15 protein-coding genes are annotated in these 20,747 nt (G+C 50.3%); 8 read left to right on the forward strand and 7 right to left on the reverse strand.

Annotated elements, in window-relative coordinates:
• Position 1: 1 nt before the first annotated feature.
• Positions 2 to 715 carry an HAD-IA family hydrolase gene (locus CWE09_RS11800; RefSeq protein WP_126804261.1) on the forward strand — a complete coding sequence of 238 codons (714 nt, stop codon included), beginning with the start codon at positions 2 to 4 and terminating at the stop codon, positions 713 to 715.
• An 87-nt stretch (positions 716 to 802) separates the two neighbouring features.
• The gene (uvrD, locus tag CWE09_RS11805) at positions 803 to 2,974 is read left to right on the forward strand and encodes a DNA helicase II (RefSeq protein WP_126804262.1); all 2,172 of its coding nucleotides are present in this window, start codon (positions 803 to 805) and stop codon (positions 2,972 to 2,974) included.
• Here the strand turns inward: uvrD and rarD are convergent.
• Both rarD and CWE09_RS11815 read right to left on the reverse strand, forming a co-directional pair.
• Positions 2,958 to 3,923: an EamA family transporter RarD gene (rarD, locus tag CWE09_RS11810; RefSeq protein WP_126804263.1), complete on the reverse strand. Its 966-nt coding sequence runs from the start codon at positions 3,921 to 3,923 to the stop codon at positions 2,958 to 2,960. The two genes, uvrD and rarD, sit on opposite strands and share 17 nt — an antisense overlap.
• A 16-nt stretch (positions 3,924 to 3,939) precedes the next feature.
• A complete protein-coding gene (locus CWE09_RS11815; protein WP_126804531.1) occupies positions 3,940 to 4,398 on the reverse strand; it encodes a thioesterase family protein in 459 nt (152 codons plus the stop codon).
• Between the two features lie 79 nt (positions 4,399 to 4,477).
• On the opposite strand from CWE09_RS11815, the gene recQ reads away from it, so the two are divergent.
• The 6 genes from recQ (at position 4,478) to CWE09_RS11845 (ending at position 13,741) form a co-directional block, all read left to right on the forward strand.
• Positions 4,478 to 6,301, forward strand: coding sequence for a DNA helicase RecQ (recQ, locus tag CWE09_RS11820; protein ID WP_241974369.1), 1,824 nt, complete (start codon positions 4,478 to 4,480; stop codon positions 6,299 to 6,301).
• Positions 6,302 to 6,508: 207 nt separating this feature from the next.
• Positions 6,509 to 9,625 carry a TonB-dependent receptor gene (locus CWE09_RS11825; RefSeq protein WP_126804264.1) on the forward strand — a complete coding sequence of 1,039 codons (3,117 nt, stop codon included), beginning with the start codon at positions 6,509 to 6,511 and terminating at the stop codon, positions 9,623 to 9,625.
• A gap of 161 nt (positions 9,626 to 9,786) precedes the next feature.
• Positions 9,787 to 11,490, forward strand: a complete 1,704-nt coding sequence (locus tag CWE09_RS11830; RefSeq protein ID WP_126804265.1) for a carbon starvation CstA family protein — start codon at positions 9,787 to 9,789, stop codon at positions 11,488 to 11,490.
• Positions 11,471 to 11,743, forward strand: coding sequence for a cory-CC-star protein (locus tag CWE09_RS11835; protein WP_126804266.1), 273 nt, complete (start codon positions 11,471 to 11,473; stop codon positions 11,741 to 11,743). The genes CWE09_RS11830 and CWE09_RS11835 overlap by 20 nt, the downstream gene beginning before the upstream one ends.
• The gene (locus CWE09_RS11840; protein WP_126804267.1) at positions 11,734 to 12,738 is read left to right on the forward strand and encodes an ArsA family ATPase; all 1,005 of its coding nucleotides are present in this window, start codon (positions 11,734 to 11,736) and stop codon (positions 12,736 to 12,738) included. The genes CWE09_RS11835 and CWE09_RS11840 overlap by 10 nt, the downstream gene beginning before the upstream one ends.
• Positions 12,739 to 12,748: 10 nt before the next feature.
• Positions 12,749 to 13,741 (forward strand): zinc-binding alcohol dehydrogenase family protein, encoded by a 993-nt coding sequence (locus CWE09_RS11845; protein WP_126804268.1) that lies wholly within the window; start codon positions 12,749 to 12,751, stop codon positions 13,739 to 13,741.
• A gap of 84 nt (positions 13,742 to 13,825) precedes the next feature.
• Here the strand turns inward: CWE09_RS11845 and CWE09_RS11850 are convergent, their stop codons facing one another.
• From CWE09_RS11850 to CWE09_RS11870, 5 genes are all read right to left on the reverse strand, one after another.
• Positions 13,826 to 17,101 carry a S41 family peptidase gene (locus tag CWE09_RS11850; protein WP_126804269.1) on the reverse strand — a complete coding sequence of 1,092 codons (3,276 nt, stop codon included), beginning with the start codon at positions 17,099 to 17,101 and terminating at the stop codon, positions 13,826 to 13,828.
• Between the two features lie 20 nt (positions 17,102 to 17,121).
• Positions 17,122 to 17,736: a DUF502 domain-containing protein gene (locus tag CWE09_RS11855; RefSeq protein WP_126804270.1), complete on the reverse strand. Its 615-nt coding sequence runs from the start codon at positions 17,734 to 17,736 to the stop codon at positions 17,122 to 17,124.
• Between the two features lie 13 nt (positions 17,737 to 17,749).
• Positions 17,750 to 18,172 (reverse strand): MAPEG family protein, encoded by a 423-nt coding sequence (locus CWE09_RS11860; RefSeq protein WP_126804271.1) that lies wholly within the window; start codon positions 18,170 to 18,172, stop codon positions 17,750 to 17,752.
• Between the two features lie 66 nt (positions 18,173 to 18,238).
• Positions 18,239 to 18,898, reverse strand: coding sequence for a class I SAM-dependent methyltransferase (locus CWE09_RS11865; protein ID WP_126804272.1), 660 nt, complete (start codon positions 18,896 to 18,898; stop codon positions 18,239 to 18,241).
• 10 nt (positions 18,899 to 18,908) lie between these two features.
• Entirely contained in the window at positions 18,909 to 20,741 is a 1,833-nt protein-coding gene (locus tag CWE09_RS11870; RefSeq protein ID WP_126804273.1) for an ABC transporter ATP-binding protein, read from the reverse strand.
• Positions 20,742 to 20,747 lie beyond the last annotated feature (6 nt).

Below are 20,747 nucleotides of genomic sequence, written 5' to 3' on the forward strand. Positions count from 1 at the left end.
TATGCAGTTTCATCGCCGTCTACGGCCTTTCAATGTGATCAGTTTTGATCTGGATGACACCTTATATGATAACGGCCCAGTGTTGCATAAAGCGGAGCAGGCTCTGGCGCACTATCTGAGTGAGCAATGGCCAGACAGCGCGGACTTAACTGTGGACTGCTGGCGCCAGATCCGCATGCAGCTGGCGAAGCAGAACCCTCAATTGATGATGAACATGACGCGTCTGCGCGAGGAGTCGCTGCGCCAGGGGTTGAGTAGCCGGGGCGTGCCGCAGTCGGCTTTAAGCAACGCAGTTGCCGACGCTATGGTGTATTTCCTCGATGTCCGGAACGATATCCAGGTACCACCTGAAAACCTGTCCCTGTTACAACGCTGTGCTGAAAAATACCCATTAATTGCCATCACCAACGGCAATGCCGATATTCAGCGCATTGGCTTGCAGGACTATTTTGTCGCTGCCTGGACGCCCGGCGAAACGCTGCGTGGCAAGCCTACTGCTGATATGTTTCTGGCCGCGCAGCAGCAACTTAACTTCGAGGCTCACCAGTTATTGCATATTGGTGATCACCCTATCAGCGATATTCAGGGCGCGGCTGCTTTTGGTGCCCAAAGCGTATGGCTGAACGAGTCAGGGCAACCGGCGCCCCCGGCTGCGCTAACCTGGTTGCCAACGCTCACGATCAGTAGTCTGCGGCAACTGGATGCGTTGTTATAAGCCGGACAACTGGTTGCATATACAGTATCTGGTAAGTACACTTAAGCCTTTAGATTTTCCTCTCAATTCAACCCTGGGTAGCCGCAAATGGACGTCTCTTATTTACTTGATGGTTTAAATGACAAGCAACGCCAGGCGGTGAGTGCCGAAGAGAAGGACATGCTGGTGCTGGCTGGCGCTGGGAGTGGTAAAACCCGGGTGCTGGTGCATCGTATTGCCTGGTTGATCCAGGTTATGAATCACTCGCCACTGTCCATTATGGCTGTCACCTTTACTAACAAAGCCGCGGCAGAAATGCGCGGCCGGGTAGAACAACTAATGGGCCGTGATGTTCGCCAGATGTGGATTGGTACTTTCCATGGGCTGGCCCATCGTTTGTTACGGGCGCATTATAAAGATGCCGGACTACCACAGGGTTTTCAGATCCTGGACAGTGATGACCAACTACGCCTGGTTAAACGCACCATCCGCGCTTTAAATATTGATGAAAAGCAGTGGCCTGCCAAGCAGGCCCAGTGGTATATCAATGGCAAAAAAGACGAAGGCCTGCGGGCGCACCATATTGATGCCTATGATGTGGCAGAACAAACCCATAAGTCTATTTATCAGGCCTATCAGGAGTCCTGTGACCGCTCAGGGTTAGTCGACTTTGCTGAGCTGTTATTACGGGCTCACGAAGTGCTGCGTGATAATAAGTATGTGCGGGAACATTATCAGCGTCGTTTCCGTCACCTTTTGGTCGACGAGTTTCAGGACACCAACTCCATTCAGTACGCCTGGGTACAGTTGCTGGCTGGTAAAGACAACAGAGTCACTATTGTTGGCGACGATGATCAGTCTATTTATGGCTGGCGCGGTGCTCAGGTGGAAAACCTGCAACACTTTTTACGTGATTTTCCACAAGCTGAAACCGTAAGACTGGAGCAGAATTATCGTTCTACCAGTACTATTCTGAACGCCGCCAATGAAGTCATCGCAAATAACAGTGACCGCCTGGGCAAAGACTTGTGGACCGATGGCAGTGCCGGCGAACCTATCCGTGTGTATGCGGCATTTAACGAGCAGGATGAAGCGCGTTACGTAGTGGGCCGTATTCAGGAATGGCTGGATCAGGGCAACGCCTTGCAGGATGTGGCTATTTTATACCGGAGTAACGCCCAATCGCGGGTGCTGGAAGAAACGCTGCTTTACGCGGGCCTGGCTTATCGCATTTATGGTGGCCTGCGCTTCTTTGATCGTCAGGAGATTAAAGACGCTCTGGCTTATTTGCGTATTATTGCCAGTCGCATTGACGACGCTGCTTTTGAGCGCGTGGTGAATACACCAAGTCGGGGCATTGGAGATCGGACACTGGGTCTGGTGCGGGAAGCGGCCCGCGATATGAACCTCACCTTATGGGAGGCGGCGCGTTTTCTGATTACTGAAAACCGTCTTACCGGCCGCGCAAAAAAAGCCCTGCAAGGTTTTATGGAGCTGATCAACCAGCTTGAAGATGAATGTACCGATCTGCCGCTTGCTAAACAAACGGATATTGCTATTCGTCGCAGTGGCCTGATGGCCATGTATCAATCAGAAAAAAGTGAAAAAGCTGAAACCCGGGTAGAAAACCTCGGCGAACTGGTCAGTGCTACAGAGAGTTTCATGCCGACCGGCGAAGAAGACATGCCACCGCTGGCGGAATTCCTTGCTCATGCAGCTCTGGAGGCTGGTGATGAACAGGCCGATGAGCATCAGGACGCCGTTCAGTTAATGACCCTGCACAGCGCTAAAGGGCTTGAGTTTCCGTTGGTATTTATGACCGGCGTCGAGGAAGGGCTGTTCCCCTCACAGCAATCCATGGGCGAGTCGGGCCGCTTAGAAGAAGAACGGCGCTTATGTTATGTGGGCATGACCCGCGCCATGCAGCGGTTGGTAATCACTTACGCGGAAAGTCGCCGTTTGTATGGGCAGGAACAGTTTCATAGCAAGAGTCGTTTTATCGGTGAAATGCCCACCGATGCGCTGGAAGAAGTGCGTATGCAGACCCGGGTAACTCAGCCGACCGACTCGCGCAGTCGTTTTCACTCCGGAGCCAGCCATGAAACTTTTGAACAGACAGGGTTTCAGTTGGGGCAACGGGTATTGCATGCGACCTTTGGCGAAGGCACAGTGCTCAATTATGAAGGCTCAGGTCCACAGAGTCGTATTCAGATTAATTTTGATGACCAGGGCAGCAAGTGGCTGGTCGTCGCTTATGCCAAACTCACGCCTTTGCGTTAAGTTTCTTTTCGCGCCGGGCATCTCGCCTGGCGTGGCGGGCGGCCTGAGTTGCCATACGGTGGGCACGTGCGGCGTCGACGCTGTATAAGGCAAGCGCTGCCCAGATAATAGCGAAAGTGATCAGTTTATCCAGTGTTAGGGCTTCGCCATAGACGCCAACCGCTAAAATAAACATCAGGCTGGGGCCTATGTACTGAAAGAAGCCTAAGGTTGAATAGCGAATACGCTGTGCCGCACCGGTAAAAAACAACAGCGGCACTGTGGTAATCACTCCCGCCATGATTAGTAGCAGGTTCAGTTGCCAGTCATTTGCCAGCATGTTGCTGGCATCGCTGTCGGCAAAGAACATAAACCAGATCAGCATGAAGGGCAGCAGCAACAGAATTTCCAGCCACAGACCGGTGAGTGAATCAAAAGGCAGCTTTTTACGCAGCGCACCATAAGTGGCAAAAGAAGCGGCTAATGCCAGGGCCACCCAGGGTACAGAACCAAAGGTGATCACCTGAATAGCAACGCCAATGAATGCCAGGCCTACCGCCCAAAGTTGCAGACGACGTAACTTCTCAGCAAAGAACAGCATACCGATGGCGACATTTAATAACGGATTGATGTAATAACCGAGGCTGGCATCCAGCATAAAGTCGTTGGCCACAGCCCAGATAAAAACAAACCAGTTAAAACCAATCAGGCAGGCCGCCAAAGCCAGTCGTATCAGAAGCTTAGGCGCTTTAAAGGCGGCGACCACACGCTGCATGCGGCCTGTTATCAGGATTAAGATGAGTACCAGAAAAAAGGCCCAGAAAATACGGTGCGCCAGTACTTCAAACGCCGGCACATGCGCGACTGATTTGAAATAGATGGGAGCCAGGCCCCAGATGGTATAGGCCAGAATGGCGAAGATAACGCCCTGACGGCCGCGTTTCTGGATTTCTTCAGGTGTCTGTTGCACTGCCTGTCCTTAAAAACTAACCTACCATGTAGGTGCCGGTACCGAAGGCAATCAGCATGCCCTCCTGATTGTGCAGTTCCATACGGGCGACTGCCACTTTGTTGCCGGAACGGATAATATGGGCCGTGGTAATGAAAGTTTCACCACGCCCCGGGCGTACGTAATCGACCCGTAAATCTATAGTGCCACAGCGACTGATGCGTTCGATCACTTCATGAGGCTGGGCGCTGTGATCCATAGTTTCTATGACACTGGCGATAGCAACTAAGCCACCACACATATCCAGTGCCGTAGCTAATACACCACCATGCAAAATGCCTTGGGGAGCATTACCGATCAGTTCTTCTTTCCATTTAAACTGAACTTCCGAGATATCGGACGCAAAACGTGTCACCTCAAGCCCGATAAGCTTATGGAAGGGTATTTTTTCGTTCATTAAGAGCGAAATTTGAGCAAGTAGTGGCGAAGAAGTCATTTGCAAATGGTTATCTGTGGTCGGGATGCATACAATAGGGCTGGATACTCTTTCAGTCAACCAACTATTCAGGAGCTTCATGTCAGGCAACACAGCGCAACAGCCCCATTCTATGCAGCAGGCTGCACAGGTTCTGCAACAGGTATTTGGTTATACCGAGTTTCGTAATGGGCAGGCCGCTGTTATCGAGCGTGTGTTAAATGGCACCGACGCCGTTGCTCTGATGCCGACCGGTGGCGGCAAGTCGTTATGTTATCAGCTGCCGGCGGTCATGTTACCCGGTTTAACGGTGGTAATTTCGCCCCTGGTTTCGTTAATGGATGATCAGGTAGCTGCTTTACAGGCGACCGGCGTGTCAGCGGCAGCCTTGCATTCCGGCATGCAGGGACCTGAGATGATGGACACACTGCGAGCCTTACAAGACGGCAGCATACGCTTACTTTATGTAGCTCCTGAACGCGCTTTGTTAGCTTCTTTTATCGAACGCCTGCAAAGTTTGCATATTTCCTTAATCGCCGTAGATGAAGCTCATTGTATTTCGCAGTGGGGGCATGACTTCCGGCCTGAGTACGGGCGTCTGGGCGAGTTGCGTCAGTATTTGCCTCAGGTGCCTATGCTGGCGCTCACTGCAACGGCCGATCATGTGACCCGCGACGACATAGTGCAGCGCCTGCATCTGAACGATCCTTTGATTTTTCAAAGTTCTTTTGATCGTCCTAATATTCGTTATCTGGTGCAGGAAAAGTTTAAACCGCAAAAGCAGGTGGTAGATTACGTTAAACGGCAACGGGGCGCTTCCGGCATTATCTATTGTGGTAGTCGCAAGAAAACAGAAGATCTGGCAGAAAAATTACGCGCCGCTGGAGTGAATGCTCAGCCTTATCATGCCCGTCTGCCGCATGAAGAAAAGCGTGACACCCTGCATCGGTTTTTACGCGACGATCTGGATGTAGTAGTAGCGACCGTTGCTTTTGGTATGGGCATTAATAAACCTAATGTGCGCTTTGTATTGCATTACGATATTCCACGCAGTGTTGAAGCTTATTATCAGGAAACCGGCCGAGCTGGTCGCGACGGGGTAGCTTCTGAAGCGGTGATGTTTTACGAACCCGGCGATGCTAACTGGATATGGCGCCTGTTTGATGACCAGCCAGAGACCGACCGCTTGCGGGTAGAGAAACAAAAATTCCACGCTATGACATCTTTCGCTGAAGCGCAGACCTGTCGGCGTTTGGTACTACTCAATTACTTCGGCGAATACCGCAGTGAACCTTGTGGCAACTGCGATTTATGTCTGCAACCGCCCAAGCAATATGAAGGTACCGAAGATGCGCAAAAAGCTCTGAGTTGCGTGTATCGCACCGGGCAGCAGTTTGGCGTGAATTACGTGGTTGAGGTTTTACGTGGGGCACAAACTCAGAAGATAAAGCAAAACCGGCATGATGAACTTTCGACTTTTGCCATCGGTAAAAACCAGTCGGCTGAACATTGGGTGTCGGTGATTCGGCAACTAATACATCGTGGTTTGCTGGTCCAGGATATCCGCCGACACAGCGCATTGCATTTAGCCGAAGCAGCCCGGCCTGTGTTACGTGGAGAAATCGCTCTGACACTGGCTCAACCGCGCCTGGAGGCATTTAAAACCGGAAGTCAGGTGGTTGAGCGTGGTAATCACGATAAAGTGCTGTTCCGCCATCTACGGGCATTACGCAAACGCATCGCAGAACAAGCCGAAGTACCGCCCTATGTGGTTTTCGGCGACAGCACTTTGCAGGACATGGCTACTTTGCTACCCACCACTGAAAACGAGTTTCTACAGGTATCCGGGGTTGGTCAGGTGAAACTGGAAAGATACGGCGAAGCTTTTCTAAAGGAAATTGCGAATTACCTGGCGGGGCAGTGAAGTGCTATTGCTTTTATACTTAATTGCATAACAATCGCTATGGTTTTAAGTGTTTTGCTAGCAACTTCTGCAAAGTTAGCAGTAAATAGCATAAATAAAAGCCAACTTCTTATTGAAATAAAACCTTAATATAAAGGACAATAAGGTGTAACAAATTGCTCTTACGATCACCCTGACATTTTATCTCTCTCAATTAGGTATAAAAAAATGAAGATTTCATTCCGAAACAGTGCGTTGGCTCTATCTGTCGCTCTGGCTTTAGGTACGTCTATTCCGGCCTCTGCGCAAGATACGTCTTCAGGTATGCGCGGCAACGTTCAAAACGAAGCTGGGCAGGTAATCGCCAATGCACGTATTGAAATAGTCCATGAGCCGTCAGGCTCGCGTTCTACGGCAACCAGTAATGCACAAGGGCAGTTTGTTGCATCAGGTTTGCGTGTAGGTGGTCCATACACTATTACGGTGACCAGCGATCAGGGTACGCAAACTTATCAGAATGTATTCCTTTCTTTAGGTGATTTGTATCGCTTAAACGCAGTTGTTGAGGATCAGGAAGTCGAAGACGAACGATATGAGCGGATAGCTGTGCGCGGAACTTCGACTACGCTGGACTATACTCGTACAGGGCCAGCCTCAACTTTTAGTGCGTCAGATATCGACGCCATGCCAATGTTTAACCGGGACCTGAAAGACGTTGTCCGGGTAAATCCATTGGTAGTGGTGGGCACCGACGATGCGTTCTCAACAAGCATTGCTGGTGCAAATAATCGTTTTAACAGTCTTTCTGTTGACGGTATGAGACAAGATGATGACTTTGGCCTGAATGCTAATGGTTACCCTTCAGCACGGGGCCCTATCCCAATTGAAGCACTGGATCAGATTTCGGTATCTATTGCTCCTTATCAGGCTAAAGTCGGTGGGTTTACAGGCGGTGGTATCAGTGCCGTTACCCGTTCTGGTACTAATGAATGGACCGGTTCTGTGTTCGCTGAGTACGCAAGTGACTCAATGGCAGGTCGGGTGAACCCTCCTGGTCGTGATAAATTTGATTTGGACCCTTATAAAGAGCAAACCATTGGTTTTGGTGTCGGTGGTCCTTTGATAGAAGACACGTTATTCTTCTTTGCCGCTTATGAGAAATGGGATTCTGATTTCGTAAGTACTGGGTGGGGGCCTTTTGACGCCGATAATGTCAGTAATTTAGCCGATATTTCTGAAGCCGATTTGAATGCAGTGCGTGATATTGCATCCAGTCAGTACGGTGTTAGTCCGGGTAACTGGAATACTTACCCGGATGAAGATGATGAGAAGTTACTGATCAAGCTGGATTGGAACATTAACCAGGATCATCGTGCCTCTTTGACTTATCAGCACACCGAAAGCTTCCAGGTACGTCAGGCCGGTTCTCAGGCTTCTCTCCTTAACCTGAGCTCCAACGGTTACGGCATTACTGATACCTTAAACATGGCTACAGCGAGCTTATACTCAGACTGGACCAATGAATTTTCGACGGATATCCGACTGGGTTTCAAACAGCATGAAAACCGCCAGGTTTCACTGGATGATCAGAGCTATGGTCAGGTGACGGTCGCGACTGATACTGGAAGTGTCCGTTTGGGCCCTGATATCTTCCGCCACGCAAATGAGCTGGATAACGACCTGCTGCAATTCCGTGCCAACGGTGAATATCTGTTAGGCGATCACACCATTGAGTTTGGCTGGGAACATGAACAACTGGATGTGTTCAATATGTTTGTGCGTAGATCATTGGGTGAATTTGATTTTGCTTCAATCGATGACTTCCTTGATGGTAACGCATCTTCAGTTAGGTATGAAAATGCGGTTTCAAACAATCCTCGCGATGGTGCCGCGTCTTTTAAATACGCTACTAACAGCCTGTATATCCAAGACCGCTGGATGGTCAACTATGACCTGACGTTAGATTTTGGCCTGCGTTATGAGCGCATTTCAACAAGTGACAAACCAAACTATAATGAAAACTTTGAACAGCGTTATGGCTTCTCTAACCAGCAGACTTTTGATGGTCTTGATTTATGGCTGCCACGTGTCGGCTTTAACTATGCGTTCAGTGACGCACTGAATATCCGTGGTGGTTTTGGTCGTTTTGGCGGTGGTCGTCCTAATGTATGGTTGTCTAACTCCTATACGAATGACGGTATTAACATTACCAGCTCAAGCTTAAATGGTCAGGCATTTTCTGGCGTAGATATTACTCAAGTGCCACAAGCGATGCAGGATTCGCTGGTGGCGGGTGATGGCCGCGTAGACGTGGTAGATCCTAACTTCAAAATGCCGTCTGAGTGGAAATACAGCATAGGTTTTGATTATCTGGCTGACCTGGGCTGGTTGGGTTACGACTGGGTTATCACCGGTGATTACATATACACAGATAAAGAGAGTGAAGCTTTCTATCAGGATTTAGGTCGTGGGGATATGGATCCTATAGTAGCCCCTGATGGACGCTTAATTTACGAGTCGGGTTCACGTAAGGATATTATGCTGACAAACGCGGATAGCGGACGCAGTAATATTTTAGCCTTGGGGGCTTCCAAGCAATGGGATAACCTGGCCTTAACGCTGGGTTATGCGTATCAGGATATTACCGATATCGGTGGCTTTGGTTCAAGTCAGGCCACTTCAAGCTATGATCGTTATGCAACCTTGAATCGCGATCAAGCTAATATAGGTACGTCTCGATTTGAAACCACGCACCGCTTAAACCTATTGTTAACTTACACTCGTGAGTTCTTCAGTGGGTATGAGTCACGCTTTACTTTATATGCCGAGCGTCGTTCCGGCGAGCGCTTCAGCTATACTGGATATAATGATGGTAGCTTTGGTTTTGGTAGTGATGACCGTATCGGCCACCTGTTATATATCCCAGATGGCCCGAATGATAACGTGCGTTTCGAAGGTTGGGACTATGCTGACTTTGCTGCGCTGGTCCAAGAGAATGGCCTGAGTAGTTATGCAGGTTCTGTTACTCCACGCAACTCGGGTTCTACTCGCTACGTAAACATTGTTGATTTTAAATTTGAGCAGCAGGTACCTGGCTTTAGCGAGAATCATCGTGGTAGCGTATTCTTTGAAATTAAGAACTTGCTCAACCTGATTGACAGCTCGCAGGGACGCCAGTTCGGTACCGGTTACCCAGCTTATTATAATCTGGCAAATATTGATTATGATGCGGCTGCAGACGAGTATATCTACAGCCCGGCCACTACAAGAAGCAATGAACCGGAAACTTTCCGTGCAAAAGCTTCTACATGGCAGGCGAAAGTAGGTGTCCGCTATCGTTTCTAGAAAAGGCGTTTAATGTCATTTCAAAAAGGGTTGCTACGGCAACCCTTTTTTATGCGTACACATCTGAATTTAAGTATGCAACTATACTAATGTCTAATATATAGAGGCCGCTTTGCAGGCATAATAATCGGTCGGCTTTTACTAAATAGCGAGCGCAACTTATGAATGCTATCTTCGTTTTGATTGCTGGCCTGGGTGCAATGGCGCTGGGCTATGTTTTCTATTCAAAATTTATTGCGGAAAAAATTTATCGGCTGGATGCCAACTTCAGGACGCCTGCCCATGAGTTCGAAGATGGGGTGGATTTCGTACCCACTAACAAGTTTGTGTTGTGGGGTCATCACTTCACCTCAGTTGCTGGTGCGGCACCTATTATTGGTCCGGCTATTGCTGTTATATGGGGCTGGGTCCCTGCCTTTTTGTGGGTCATTTTCGGTACTATCTTTTTTGCCGGGGTGCACGATGCCGGTGCTATCTGGGCCAGTAACCGCAATAAAGCGAAGTCTATCGGTGCCTTGACCGGTGATGTGGTCGGCAAACGCGCACGCAGTCTGTTTATGATCGTGATCTTCCTTGTGCTGCTGATGGTGAATGCGGTATTTGCGGTGGTCATAGCCGGGTTGCTGGTTGACTTCCCCAGCGCCGTGGTGCCTGTCTGGGGCGCTATTTTTGTTGCTCTGATCATAGGGCAACTGATTTATCGTAAATACATTGGCCTTATCGCGGTATCTTTCATTGGCGTTCTTGCTCTGTATGGCCTGATTGGCCTTGGACCTTTGTTCCCAGTTGAGCTTGCTGACAGCTTTATGGGCATGGCGCAGAACACACAGTGGATACTTATCCTCTTTCTTTATGCGGCTATTGCTTCGCTGCTACCAGTCTGGATGTTATTGCAACCACGTGATTACATTAACGGCCTGCAGCTATTTATTGGCTTGATTCTGGTGTATGCGGCGGTGCTGATTTCAGGCCCGGAAATGGTCGCGCCTGCTTTTAACTCCAATGTCCCGGAAGGCACACCTTCTATTATTCCGTTGCTGTTTGTGACTATTGCCTGTGGTGCTATCTCAGGTTTCCATGGTCTGGTTGCGGGCGGTACCACGTCGAAGCAGCTGAATAAAGAAACCGACGCCCGTTTTGTCGGTTACTTTGGTGCTGTGGGTGAGGGTTCACTCGCGCTGGCGGCTATTATTGCCGCGACTGCGGGTTTTGCCACGGTCGCTGACTGGGAAGCGGTCTATTCAGCCTTTGGTCAGGGCGGGGTGAATGCCTTTGTTAGCGGCGGTGCCAGCATCATCAGCAATGGTATCGGTCTCGAATTAAGCCTGGCTGAAACCTTGCTGACAGTGATGGCGGTGCTCTTCGCCGGCACCACCATGGATACAGGCTTGCGTCTGCAGCGTTATATTTTCCAGGAGTGGGGTAACATCTACAACATTAACTGGATGCAGAAGGTTTTACCTTCTACCTTGCTCGCGGTAGGTGCTTGTCTGATACTCGCCTTTGGTGCCGGTTCAGGCGGCTCCGGTGGTTTATTAATCTGGCCGCTGTTTGGTACTACCAACCAGTTACTGGCAGGTTTAACGCTATTGGTGATTACCGTTATTCTGGCGCGTCTGGGGCGTAACGTGTATTTCACACTTATTCCTTTGGTATTCCTGCTCATCATGACAGTGATGGCGCTTCTGCTACAATTAAGAACCTTCTATGCAGCAGGCGACTGGTTCCTCTTTGGTTTGGATCTGGTGGTGCTGGTAGCGGCTATCTTTATTGCGCTCGAATGTGCAGCAACACTAAGTCGTCTGCGTACAGAGGGCAGCGGAGAAAAAGCCAGCGGAGAGAAAAGTGCAGATAAAAAAGATTAAAGCCTGGTGGGATAAGGCCAATCACTTTGCGGAGGAGGCATATAATGCCCCCTACCGCTCTGCGATTGCCCGCGCTAAGCGGGAAGAAGACGATCTTTTTATGCTGCTGGTGTTTTCAGAAATGATGGGCGTACCTAACCCGGCAAGCTACTACACTATGGAACTGCAACCTCTGTTACTGGAGCGTTTCCATGACTGGCATATACGCATGGGCATGGAAAAGTCTCCTCTGGACCACTTCAAATGTTGTTAACTGATAAAAGCGTGATTCTGGTCGGCGGTAAAGGCGGCGTAGGTAAAACTACTATGTCGTCCGCACTGGGCCTGTTGGCGGCTAAACGAGGCCGCAAGACTCTGGTGGTATCCACTGACCCGGCACACAGTCTGGCAGACGCCTTTGACCGTAAAATTGGTGATAAACCGGTGAATCTGGCTCCTAACCTGGATGGTATGGAAATAGACCCTGATATCGAAGTGAAAGCTCACATCGATCGGGTGTCGAATGAAATGAAGCGCTTTACCAGCGCTGAAATGTTCCAGCAGGTTGAACGACAGATGCGGCTGAGTCAGCAGTCACCAGGCGCTCAGGAAGCAGCTCTGCTGGAGCGTATTTCGCGTTTGCTGGATACCGGCTTGCAGGAATACGACCTGATTATTTTTGATACTGCTCCAACAGGGCATACGCTACGTTTATTGACCTTACCTGAAGCTATGGCGGCCTGGACTCAGGGGCTGTTAAAAGCGGACAGCCGCTCGCAAAAGCTGGCTGGCGTACTGGACCACCTGACGCCGAAAAAGGGCAAAAGCATTGATAACCCGATGGCGGACCCCACAGAGAATGAAACTCAGGGCATGGATGATCGGGCCAAAGCGATCACCGACCGGCTACTGGAGCGGCAGCGTTTATTCCAGCGTACCCGGCGCTTATTGCAGGATGCGGAAAAAAGCGCGCTGTTATTCGTGTTAACACCGGAAAAGTTACCTATCCTGGAAACTGAACGTGCCGTAAAAGTATTGCAGGAAGAGAAACTGCCGCTGGCCGGACTTATTGTGAACCGGGTATTGCCAGAGAACGCCGACGGCGAATTTCTGGCTAAACGGCGTATTCAGGAGCAGGTTTACTTAAAAGATATCGAGAACATTTTTACCCGTCTGAAACGTTACCAGATTCCTTTACAGGCAACCGACATTCAGGGGCTGGATGCGTTAGACTTAATGCAGGCCCAATTGAGTCAGGCTGGATTATAGGAGTATATGTATGCGAGCAGTTCTTGCTTCCAAAGGCGAGTTAAAAGATATCACTACCGACAAACCTACACCGGGCGAGCACGATTTACTGGTGCAGGTGAAGGCGGTATCCGTCAACCCCGTGGATACTAAAGTGCGTGAACGCGCAAAAGTGTCCGGTGACGATAAAATTCTTGGCTGGGATGCCGTCGGTGAAGTGGTCGCTGTGGGCAGCAAAGTAACGCTGTTCAGCAAAGGTGACCGCGTTTGGTATGCTGGTGATGTGACCCGACCGGGTTCTAATGCAGAGTTCCAGTGTGTGGACGAGCGTATCGCTGCTAAAGCACCGGCGAATTTGTCAGATACGCAGGCGGCAGCCATGCCTCTGACTGCTATTACGGCATGGGAACTGCTTTTTGAACGTTTGCAAATCCCCCGTGATGATACCTCTAAAGATCGGGTTTTATTAATCGTCGGAGCTGCAGGAGGTGTGGGCTCCATGCTTGTGCAGCTGGCCCGGAAACTGACCAAGGCTACGGTCATAGGCACAGCATCGCGGGAAGCTTCACAAACCTGGATCGAAGAGCTGGGCGCCCATTATGTGTTGGATCACAGCATGCCACTCTCGGCTGAACTGGCCGGTGTGGGCGTCAAAGATGTCACTGATGTAGCCTCACTGACGCATACGGATGAGCACTTTAATGAACTGGTGCGGATGCTGCGTCCACAGGGTCGATTGGCGTTGATAGATGACCCTGAGCAGGCGCTGGATATTTCGGGCATGAAGCAAAAATCTCTTTCTTTGCACTGGGAATTCATGTTTACCCGACCTATGTTCAAAACGTCAGATATAGCGGAACAGCATAAATTGCTTAGTGAATTGAGTGACCTGGTGGATAGCGGCGTCATTAACAGTACCCTGGGCGAAAGTATGGGCACTATTAATGCGGTCAACCTCGACAAAGCGCATCAGCGGCTGAAAACGCAAAGTACTATCGGTAAACTGGTATTGTCTGGTTTTTAATTAGTCTGTCAGTCTGCGAACAATAAAAAGGCCCGGTATCATGCTTTGATATCGGGCCTTTTTTGTGGGTATTCACTTTTACGCTTAGATGTCGTCGGCGACAGGCGCCAGTACTGGCTGGCTGCGTAGCTCTGGTACAGGTTCATTGTTCAGGCGACGCTGCAGCAATTCAATCGCTTTTTCCAGCTGTGCGTCATAACCGTTGAAGGTCGCATGCGGTAGGTTATCGACCACAACATCTGGTTCCACACCATACCCTTCAATCACCCAGCGGCCGTCCATTGCAAACTGGCCGGTTTCAGCGACCCGAGCCAGACCACCATCGGCTAGCTGGTTCCGGCCTGACAACCAAACACCGGCGCCCGTGGTGCGCATACCCACCAGAGGTCCCAGCTGCAAGGCTTTAACGCCTGCAGAGAAAGTTTCGCCGTCCGAGTACGTGAGCTGGTCAGTGAGCACTATCAGATGGCCACGAAAAGCCTGTTGCATATTAGTATAAGGCGCTCCGTGAGTATTCGGCTCCCAGAAAGACCAGGCCTGGCGCAGCAGGCGCTGGATAATCCAGCTGTCGATATTACCGCCGCGATTACGACGCACATCTATAATAAGGCCGTCCTGCTCAATATTGGCGTAAAACTCGCGGGCGAAACTGGCCATATCATTGGCCCCCATGGCGTACAGGTGCAGGTAACCAAATTGGTTATCTGACTTTTGGTTGACCTGTTCGCGGTTATGCTGCACCCAGTCTTCATAACGTAAGCGGTGGTCACGGCCTACATCGACAGGTTCCACCACGGTTTGTAATTCGCTGCGGCCTCGGCGTATATCCAGGCGCACTTGTTTGCCAGCCTGATTACGTAGCAGTTGGTTAAGCGTGGGTAAGTCGCTTACCGGTCGTCCGTTCACTGCGGTAATCAGATCCCCAACCTGGGCATTAACACCGGGCCTTGCCAATGGCGAAGCCTGTTCCGGCAATTCCGGGTCAGTCCGGTACATATGAGTAATACGTACACCGTTGCCTTCCGCTTCTAAAGTAGCTCCAAGAGTTGCTGCTGCAGGTTTCTCCTGAGCTGAAGGGTAGTCACCGCCTCTGACCTGGGAGTGTAATACATTCAGTTCTCCCATCATCTGCGCCAGCAAATCGTCCAGCTCGTGACGGTCAGTTAAGCGCTGCAATAAGGGTTCATATTTAGCTCGGGTTGCAGCCCAGTCCAGCCCACGCATGTCGTTATCAAACAAGAAATCACGATGCATTAACCAGGCGTCACGGAACATTTGACGCCATTCTTCAACGGGTGAAAAGGCCAGCTGCCAGTGCGCTGAGTCCAGTGTATGGTCGGTCAGGCTGGAGGGAGCCTCGGCTTTGGCATCTACCGTCACCAGCTGGTTGTCAGTGGTACGCAGGAAAATCCGCTCTGCGTCTCTGGATAACTGGTATTCCTGCAAATCAGATGCGAATAATTTGTCGTCTGGTTTTTCTGCGTCAATCGCGATGCTGCGCAGTTGAGCACTTCGAGCCGTCGCACTGCGACGCATTACATATAAATGCTCATTACTGACACTTAATGCAGAGAAATTGTGTGCACTTACCGGTACCTGCCAGAGACGTTGAGCAATATTGTCCCAATCGACGAGCTGTGCGCGTCGGCCACTGCGTGACTCTTCGGCGGCTTCCTGATCACAATGCGCGACTTCCCGGGGTTGTTCAAAGGGAAAACAGCTTGCTGACTTCAGGCTGACCGCGAAGATCTGGGTGCGTTTGTCGAAGAAAGGCCCCATATTGCGGTCGCCCCACGGTGAGCGAGGAGTGGCGTTAAAATTACGATTGGACAAAAAGTATAACCAGTGGCCATCTGGACTAAAAGCGGGCGAAAAGGATTCGTATTTACCCGACGTGATCCTTTGTTGCTGTTCGTCGGCTAACGAATAGAGAATGACCTGGGGGCGGGAGCCGTCTTTATGACTCTGTGTGAAGGCTAGTAAGTTACTGTCTGCTGACCAGCTTATATCAGCATAGGGACGATGACCCCAGCCGTCGCTGGCGATGCGCTGGTTGTTGCCGTTACTTAAATTAAGCAACCACAGGTGGCCATTTTTGTCATCGTGCGCAATGTAGTTTCCATTGGGCGATAAATGCAGTTGCCAACGGAAAGCGCTACCGTTATCGGTAAGCTGAGTGGCCTCTGCTGAACCATCAGCGGGAAAGCGCCAGATTTCATTCTCGCCACTGTGATCGTTAATCGCATATACCCAACGACCATCATGGCTAAGAACGGCGTTGCGTGAGCGACTGCCAGTTGGTGTGCTGACCTGCACCAGGCGCCGCGGTGCTTTGCCTGCGATAGCAATCTGACTGCGCGCAGTGAGCGTAACGCGCTCATTGTCACCACTAAAGTGAGTGGCGGTGAGGTAATTTAATGGCTCTTCCAGCCAGCGTTCCTGACGTTGAGAAAAATCAGAGATAAGGTGAATATCTAACAGTTCACTCTCACCAGTCGCTAAGTCCAGCAGTTTAATGTCAGCGCCCAGTTGATAGGCGATGCGCCCGCCGTGGATGCTGGCGGATCGCACCTGCCAGTCAGTATGCTCAGTAACCTGCTGAATATTCTGACCGTCAGTATCCATTGACCAGATGTTCGGAGTGCCGTCGGAATCACTGATGAAATAAAGCTGTTCTTGCCAGTACATTGGCTGGCGCGCCGAGCCGATGTGTTGCTCTGTGAGTAAGCGGGCTTCCTCATCAGAACCCGGTCGAAAACTCCAGAGTTCGCCCATTGCACCGCCACGATAAATGCGGGTATTATCGCCGGTATACTGCAAACCAAAACGGGCGAAAAAGACCATTTCGTCGTTGCTGCCCATACTGCCCTGAATGGCATCGGCCAGAGGTATATCCGTAACCTGCAATGAATCCGGATCCACTGTTTTTAATACCCAGTGGTTGGCAGGTCCAACTGCACTGTCGGTGCTGTAAAGCACAGCACCTGATGCGGTCCAGCCCTGTACCCGAACCCGGCTGTTTTCAAAGCTGACACGTTTGGGCTTGCCGCCCATTAAAGGCATTACGTAGGCTTCAGGAACTCCTTCGTAATCTGCGACGAAAGCGACCTGGCTGCCATCGGGCGAAATAGCCGCATAACTTTCGTCTGCCGGATGAGTCGTTAAACGCTGAGCTGGGCCACCGGATGTTGAGGTTTTCCAGAGGTCACCTTCCGCAGTGAATACAATATGCTCACCGTGCAAGGCCGGAGCGCGATAATAACCAGGATTTTCGTTACTGACTTTATTGTCGCTGGCATGAATGGCAGAGGAAACACAAAGTAGCATCATGGCTACGGCCATGTACGGCATTATTTTCATAGGTTTTTCCTATTGTTTTTTTAATCGTCTGTCGACATGTCGGGTGCTTTACTTTTGCCAAGACCACCACTCAGAACCAGCTGCAGGGCTTCCGCGGGGCTCATGTCCAGGTTTGTGGTACAGGATTTGGGTACCATGATCATATAACCCCCTATGTTGTACGCCATAGGCAAAAAGACCGCAATCCTATCTTCTTCCAGGAGTTCGGATATTTTATCTCCGGGAACCCCTGATTTTTTAGTTACAATGCCGATCAGTTCCACTTCTGAGTTAGGCAATTTAACCATAACGACCGATTCTTCTTCAAAATTGTCGCCGGACATGACTTCAAAAATATCCTGTACCAGACCGTGTACCTGACTGACACCGGGGATTTTCATAAAAACTTTGCCTGGCAAGTGCCAGGCCCAGTTAAAGTTGCGCCAGGAAGCGCTGTAACCAATAAGCACACAAATAGCTAGAAAAGTAAGTATGGCGAGCCCAGGGAAATAAAGGTTTTCTGGTAAAATAGTCTGGAGTGCCGGAGAGAGGGATGTTTCTACTGCAACCAGCGCCCAGAGTATAAGCTGCACGGTAATAACTGCTGGCAGGATAAGAAATAATCCCCTGGCTAAAGCTCGTCCTACTCGTTTCATTGGGTCTTTCCCTTTAGAATAACGCTACAAAGCCACAGATTAGCAGGCCTGCGTTAGCCAGCCAGGCGATGAGGAAAAAGTAGCTACGCGGACTTGGGTTTTTATCCGTTGCAATGCTGTAATACAGCACCATGTGCGCAATTCGGGCTACTACCATGATCGCCAGTAAGCCGGAAACCCAGGCGGGATTTGCCCCTGCCAGGATGGCAAAAAAACCGGCGCCAAGCATAGTACTGGCGTTTTCAAGCGAATTCTGGTGAGTACGCCAGGCTCGAAAGGTGAAGTCAGCATGACTTTGGTTTGTCGGTGGTGTGCCGGGCAGCGCTCCTGGCTGTTTGGCTTTACGGCCACTGGCAATCAGCCACTGGACCATGATCATAGCGATTAAAATGCTTATCCAAAGCAAGCTTGAGTTGTAGTCTGAAAGATCCGGCATAATCAAAGTCCTTATTTAATTTATTATACTTACAAATAGTTATCGCTAACTGTAGCACTAGTTACTTCAGTTGCGTTGTAAAATTACTACGTCTTTACCGCGATAAAGTTCGTTCAACTGCCAGTGATTTCTTATCCAGTCAAAGGTTTCAGCTGAGAAGAAACTAATATGGGTTGGGTCCATCGGGTAACGCCAGCGTGAAAAGGCGTCTTTACCTTGTGGTCGCTGCGTCATAATGGCCAGAAGACCACCAGGTTTAAGACAAGCTAGTAGTTGTTTCAGCACCTGAGCAGGATCGCCGAGATGTTCAAAGACTTCAGTTGCGGTAATAAAGTCATATTGAGTGGCCAGTAGCTCAGGGTGATGGGCATAAAAAATATCGTAATCCTGACAACTAAAACCGGCTTCTTTGAACATTAACGATAAAGTTGGCCCTGGCCCCGAACCAAAATCCAGTCCTTCAGCGCCAGGTGCAAGCAGCGCCTGCATGGACTCAAAAGTGCGACTCAGAAATTTACGATAACCCGGGTCATTTGGGTCATTCTGATGCAGTTGGTACACGTCCCGTTCTTCTTCTGCACTCAGGCGAAACTCCGGCGGCACAAAAATAAGCTGGCATTGGTTGCAGCGATAAAATTCACGCTTAGCAATACGCCCTCGATTGTCTGTATGCCAGAGCTCGACGTCCTGACTTTGACATAGACCGCAGGAAACAGCTTCTAACATAGTGTACTCCTTATAAATCCTCAGCCAGAAAGCCACCCGACTGACGACGCCAGAGTTTCGCGTATAAACCATCCTGAGCTAATAGTTGTTCATGGCTGCCCTGTTCGATGACCTCGCCTTTGTCCATCACAATCAGGCGGTCCATAGCCGCGATGGTAGAGAGGCGGTGCGCTATGGCTATAACGGTTTTACCGCTCATCAACTTATACAGATTTTCCTGTATCGCGGTTTCCACTTCGGAATCCAGCGCTGAGGTGGCTTCATCCAGTATTAATATCGGCGCATCTTTGAGCATGACCCGGGCAATAGCGATACGCTGGCGCTGGCCCCCGGAGAGTTTTACTCCCCGCTCGCCGACATGCGCATCGTATCCGCTGCGCCCTTTGTGGTCGCTCAGGTCATCAATGAATTCATCAGCTCTTGCGCCCCGTGCGGCTTGTATCACTTCTTCTTCAGTGGCATCGGGGCGTCCGTACAGAATATTGTCGCGCACAGAGCGGTGCAGCAAAGAAGTGTCCTGAGTTACCATGCCAATGTGTTCGCGTAATGTATCCTGCTGTACTTCAGAAATATTCTGGTCATCGATCAGAATACGACCGCTCTGCACATCATAAAAACGCAGCAACAGGTTCACCAGTGTCGACTTACCTGCTCCGGAGCGACCTACAATGCCCACTTTCTCACCGGGCTGAATATGCAGGTTTAAGTTGTCCATTACGCCGCTTTCTTTGCCATAGTGAAAAGCGACCTGGTCAAACTTAATTTCGCCGCGACTGACCTTCAGTGGCAACGCCTGAGGTGTATCCTCAACGGTGCGCGAAACCGCAATGGAGTTTATGCCGTCCTGCACTGTGCCTATAGCTTCAAATAACTGAGTAAGTTGCCACATAACCATCTGCGACATACCAAATAAACGCAGTACCAAACCTATCACCACAGCCACAGCACCGAGCGAAACCGCTTCGTTCAGCCATAGGCCTATGGCCAGTGCAGCCGAACTGAATAACAACAGGCAGTTTATGATGTAGAGAAAACCATAGAGCTTAGTGACCAGCCGCATTTGCTGATGAACGGTCACCAGGAAGTCATCCATGCCTTCGCGGGCAAAGCGGGTTTCGCGGTTGCCATGCGAGAAGAGCTTCACGGTCTGTATGTTGGTGTAGCTGTCGACAATGCGGCCGGTCATAATAGAGCGGGCATCGGCCTGGGCTTTAGATATGGTGCCTAAACGGGGCACAAAGTAATACAACAGACCCGCGTAAATCACGATCCAACCCGCAAGCGGCAGGATCAGGCGCCAGTCGGCGGCACCGATAATGAAAAACATGGCCAGAAAATAGACGCCAATATAGTTCACGACTTCGATGAAGCTGACCACCACCTGACGCACCGATAAAGCGGTCTGCATCAATTTGGTAGCGACCCGGCCAGGGAATTCGTCCTGGTAATAACTCATCGATTGCTTGATCAGGTAACGGTGTACCAGCCAGCGGATGCGCATCGGGTAATTGCCAAGCAGGGTCTGGTGCATAATCAAGGATTGCAGCCAGACCAGTATAGGCAAACCAAACACTACGACCGCCGCCATGGCAGCCAGCTTCAATCCTTCGTTGGCCAGAAAGGAATCTTTTTCCTGCACGGAAAGCCAGTCGACAATATTGCCCAGAAAAGCAAATAACCAAACTTCAGTGACCGCAATAAGCGCCATCAGAATAGCGACTACAATTAAATAAGGTTCAGCACCACGGGTGAAGTGACGGCAAAAAGCGAAAAAACCTTTGGGCGGTTGTGTCGGCTCTGCCGCCGGGAAAGGGTCCAGGCGTTTTTCAAACCAGCGAAACATCGTGCG

Source organism: Aliidiomarina minuta, from assembly GCF_003987145.1.
In the GTDB taxonomy this organism is placed as follows: domain Bacteria; phylum Pseudomonadota; class Gammaproteobacteria; order Enterobacterales; family Alteromonadaceae; genus Aliidiomarina; species Aliidiomarina minuta.

Excerpts from the sequence above, each read along its gene's own strand:
- CWE09_RS11800 (WP_126804261.1), top strand. The coding sequence starts at position 2 with ATGCAGTTTCATCGCCGTCTACGGCCTTTCAATGTGATCAGTTTTGAT.
- uvrD (WP_126804262.1), top strand. The coding sequence starts at position 803 with ATGGACGTCTCTTATTTACTTGATGGTTTAAATGACAAGCAACGCCAG.
- CWE09_RS11815 (WP_126804531.1), bottom strand. The coding sequence starts at position 4,398 with ATGACTTCTTCGCCACTACTTGCTCAAATTTCGCTCTTAATGAACGAA.
- recQ (WP_241974369.1), top strand. The coding sequence starts at position 4,478 with ATGTCAGGCAACACAGCGCAACAGCCCCATTCTATGCAGCAGGCTGCA.
- CWE09_RS11825 (WP_126804264.1), top strand. The coding sequence starts at position 6,509 with ATGAAGATTTCATTCCGAAACAGTGCGTTGGCTCTATCTGTCGCTCTG.
- CWE09_RS11830 (WP_126804265.1), top strand. The coding sequence starts at position 9,787 with ATGAATGCTATCTTCGTTTTGATTGCTGGCCTGGGTGCAATGGCGCTG.
- CWE09_RS11840 (WP_126804267.1), top strand. The coding sequence starts at position 11,734 with ATGTTGTTAACTGATAAAAGCGTGATTCTGGTCGGCGGTAAAGGCGGC.
- CWE09_RS11845 (WP_126804268.1), top strand. The coding sequence starts at position 12,749 with ATGCGAGCAGTTCTTGCTTCCAAAGGCGAGTTAAAAGATATCACTACC.
- CWE09_RS11850 (WP_126804269.1), bottom strand. The coding sequence starts at position 17,101 with ATGAAAATAATGCCGTACATGGCCGTAGCCATGATGCTACTTTGTGTT.
- CWE09_RS11855 (WP_126804270.1), bottom strand. The coding sequence starts at position 17,736 with ATGAAACGAGTAGGACGAGCTTTAGCCAGGGGATTATTTCTTATCCTG.
- CWE09_RS11860 (WP_126804271.1), bottom strand. The coding sequence starts at position 18,172 with ATGCCGGATCTTTCAGACTACAACTCAAGCTTGCTTTGGATAAGCATT.
- CWE09_RS11865 (WP_126804272.1), bottom strand. The coding sequence starts at position 18,898 with ATGTTAGAAGCTGTTTCCTGCGGTCTATGTCAAAGTCAGGACGTCGAG.
- CWE09_RS11870 (WP_126804273.1), bottom strand. The coding sequence starts at position 20,741 with ATGTTTCGCTGGTTTGAAAAACGCCTGGACCCTTTCCCGGCGGCAGAG.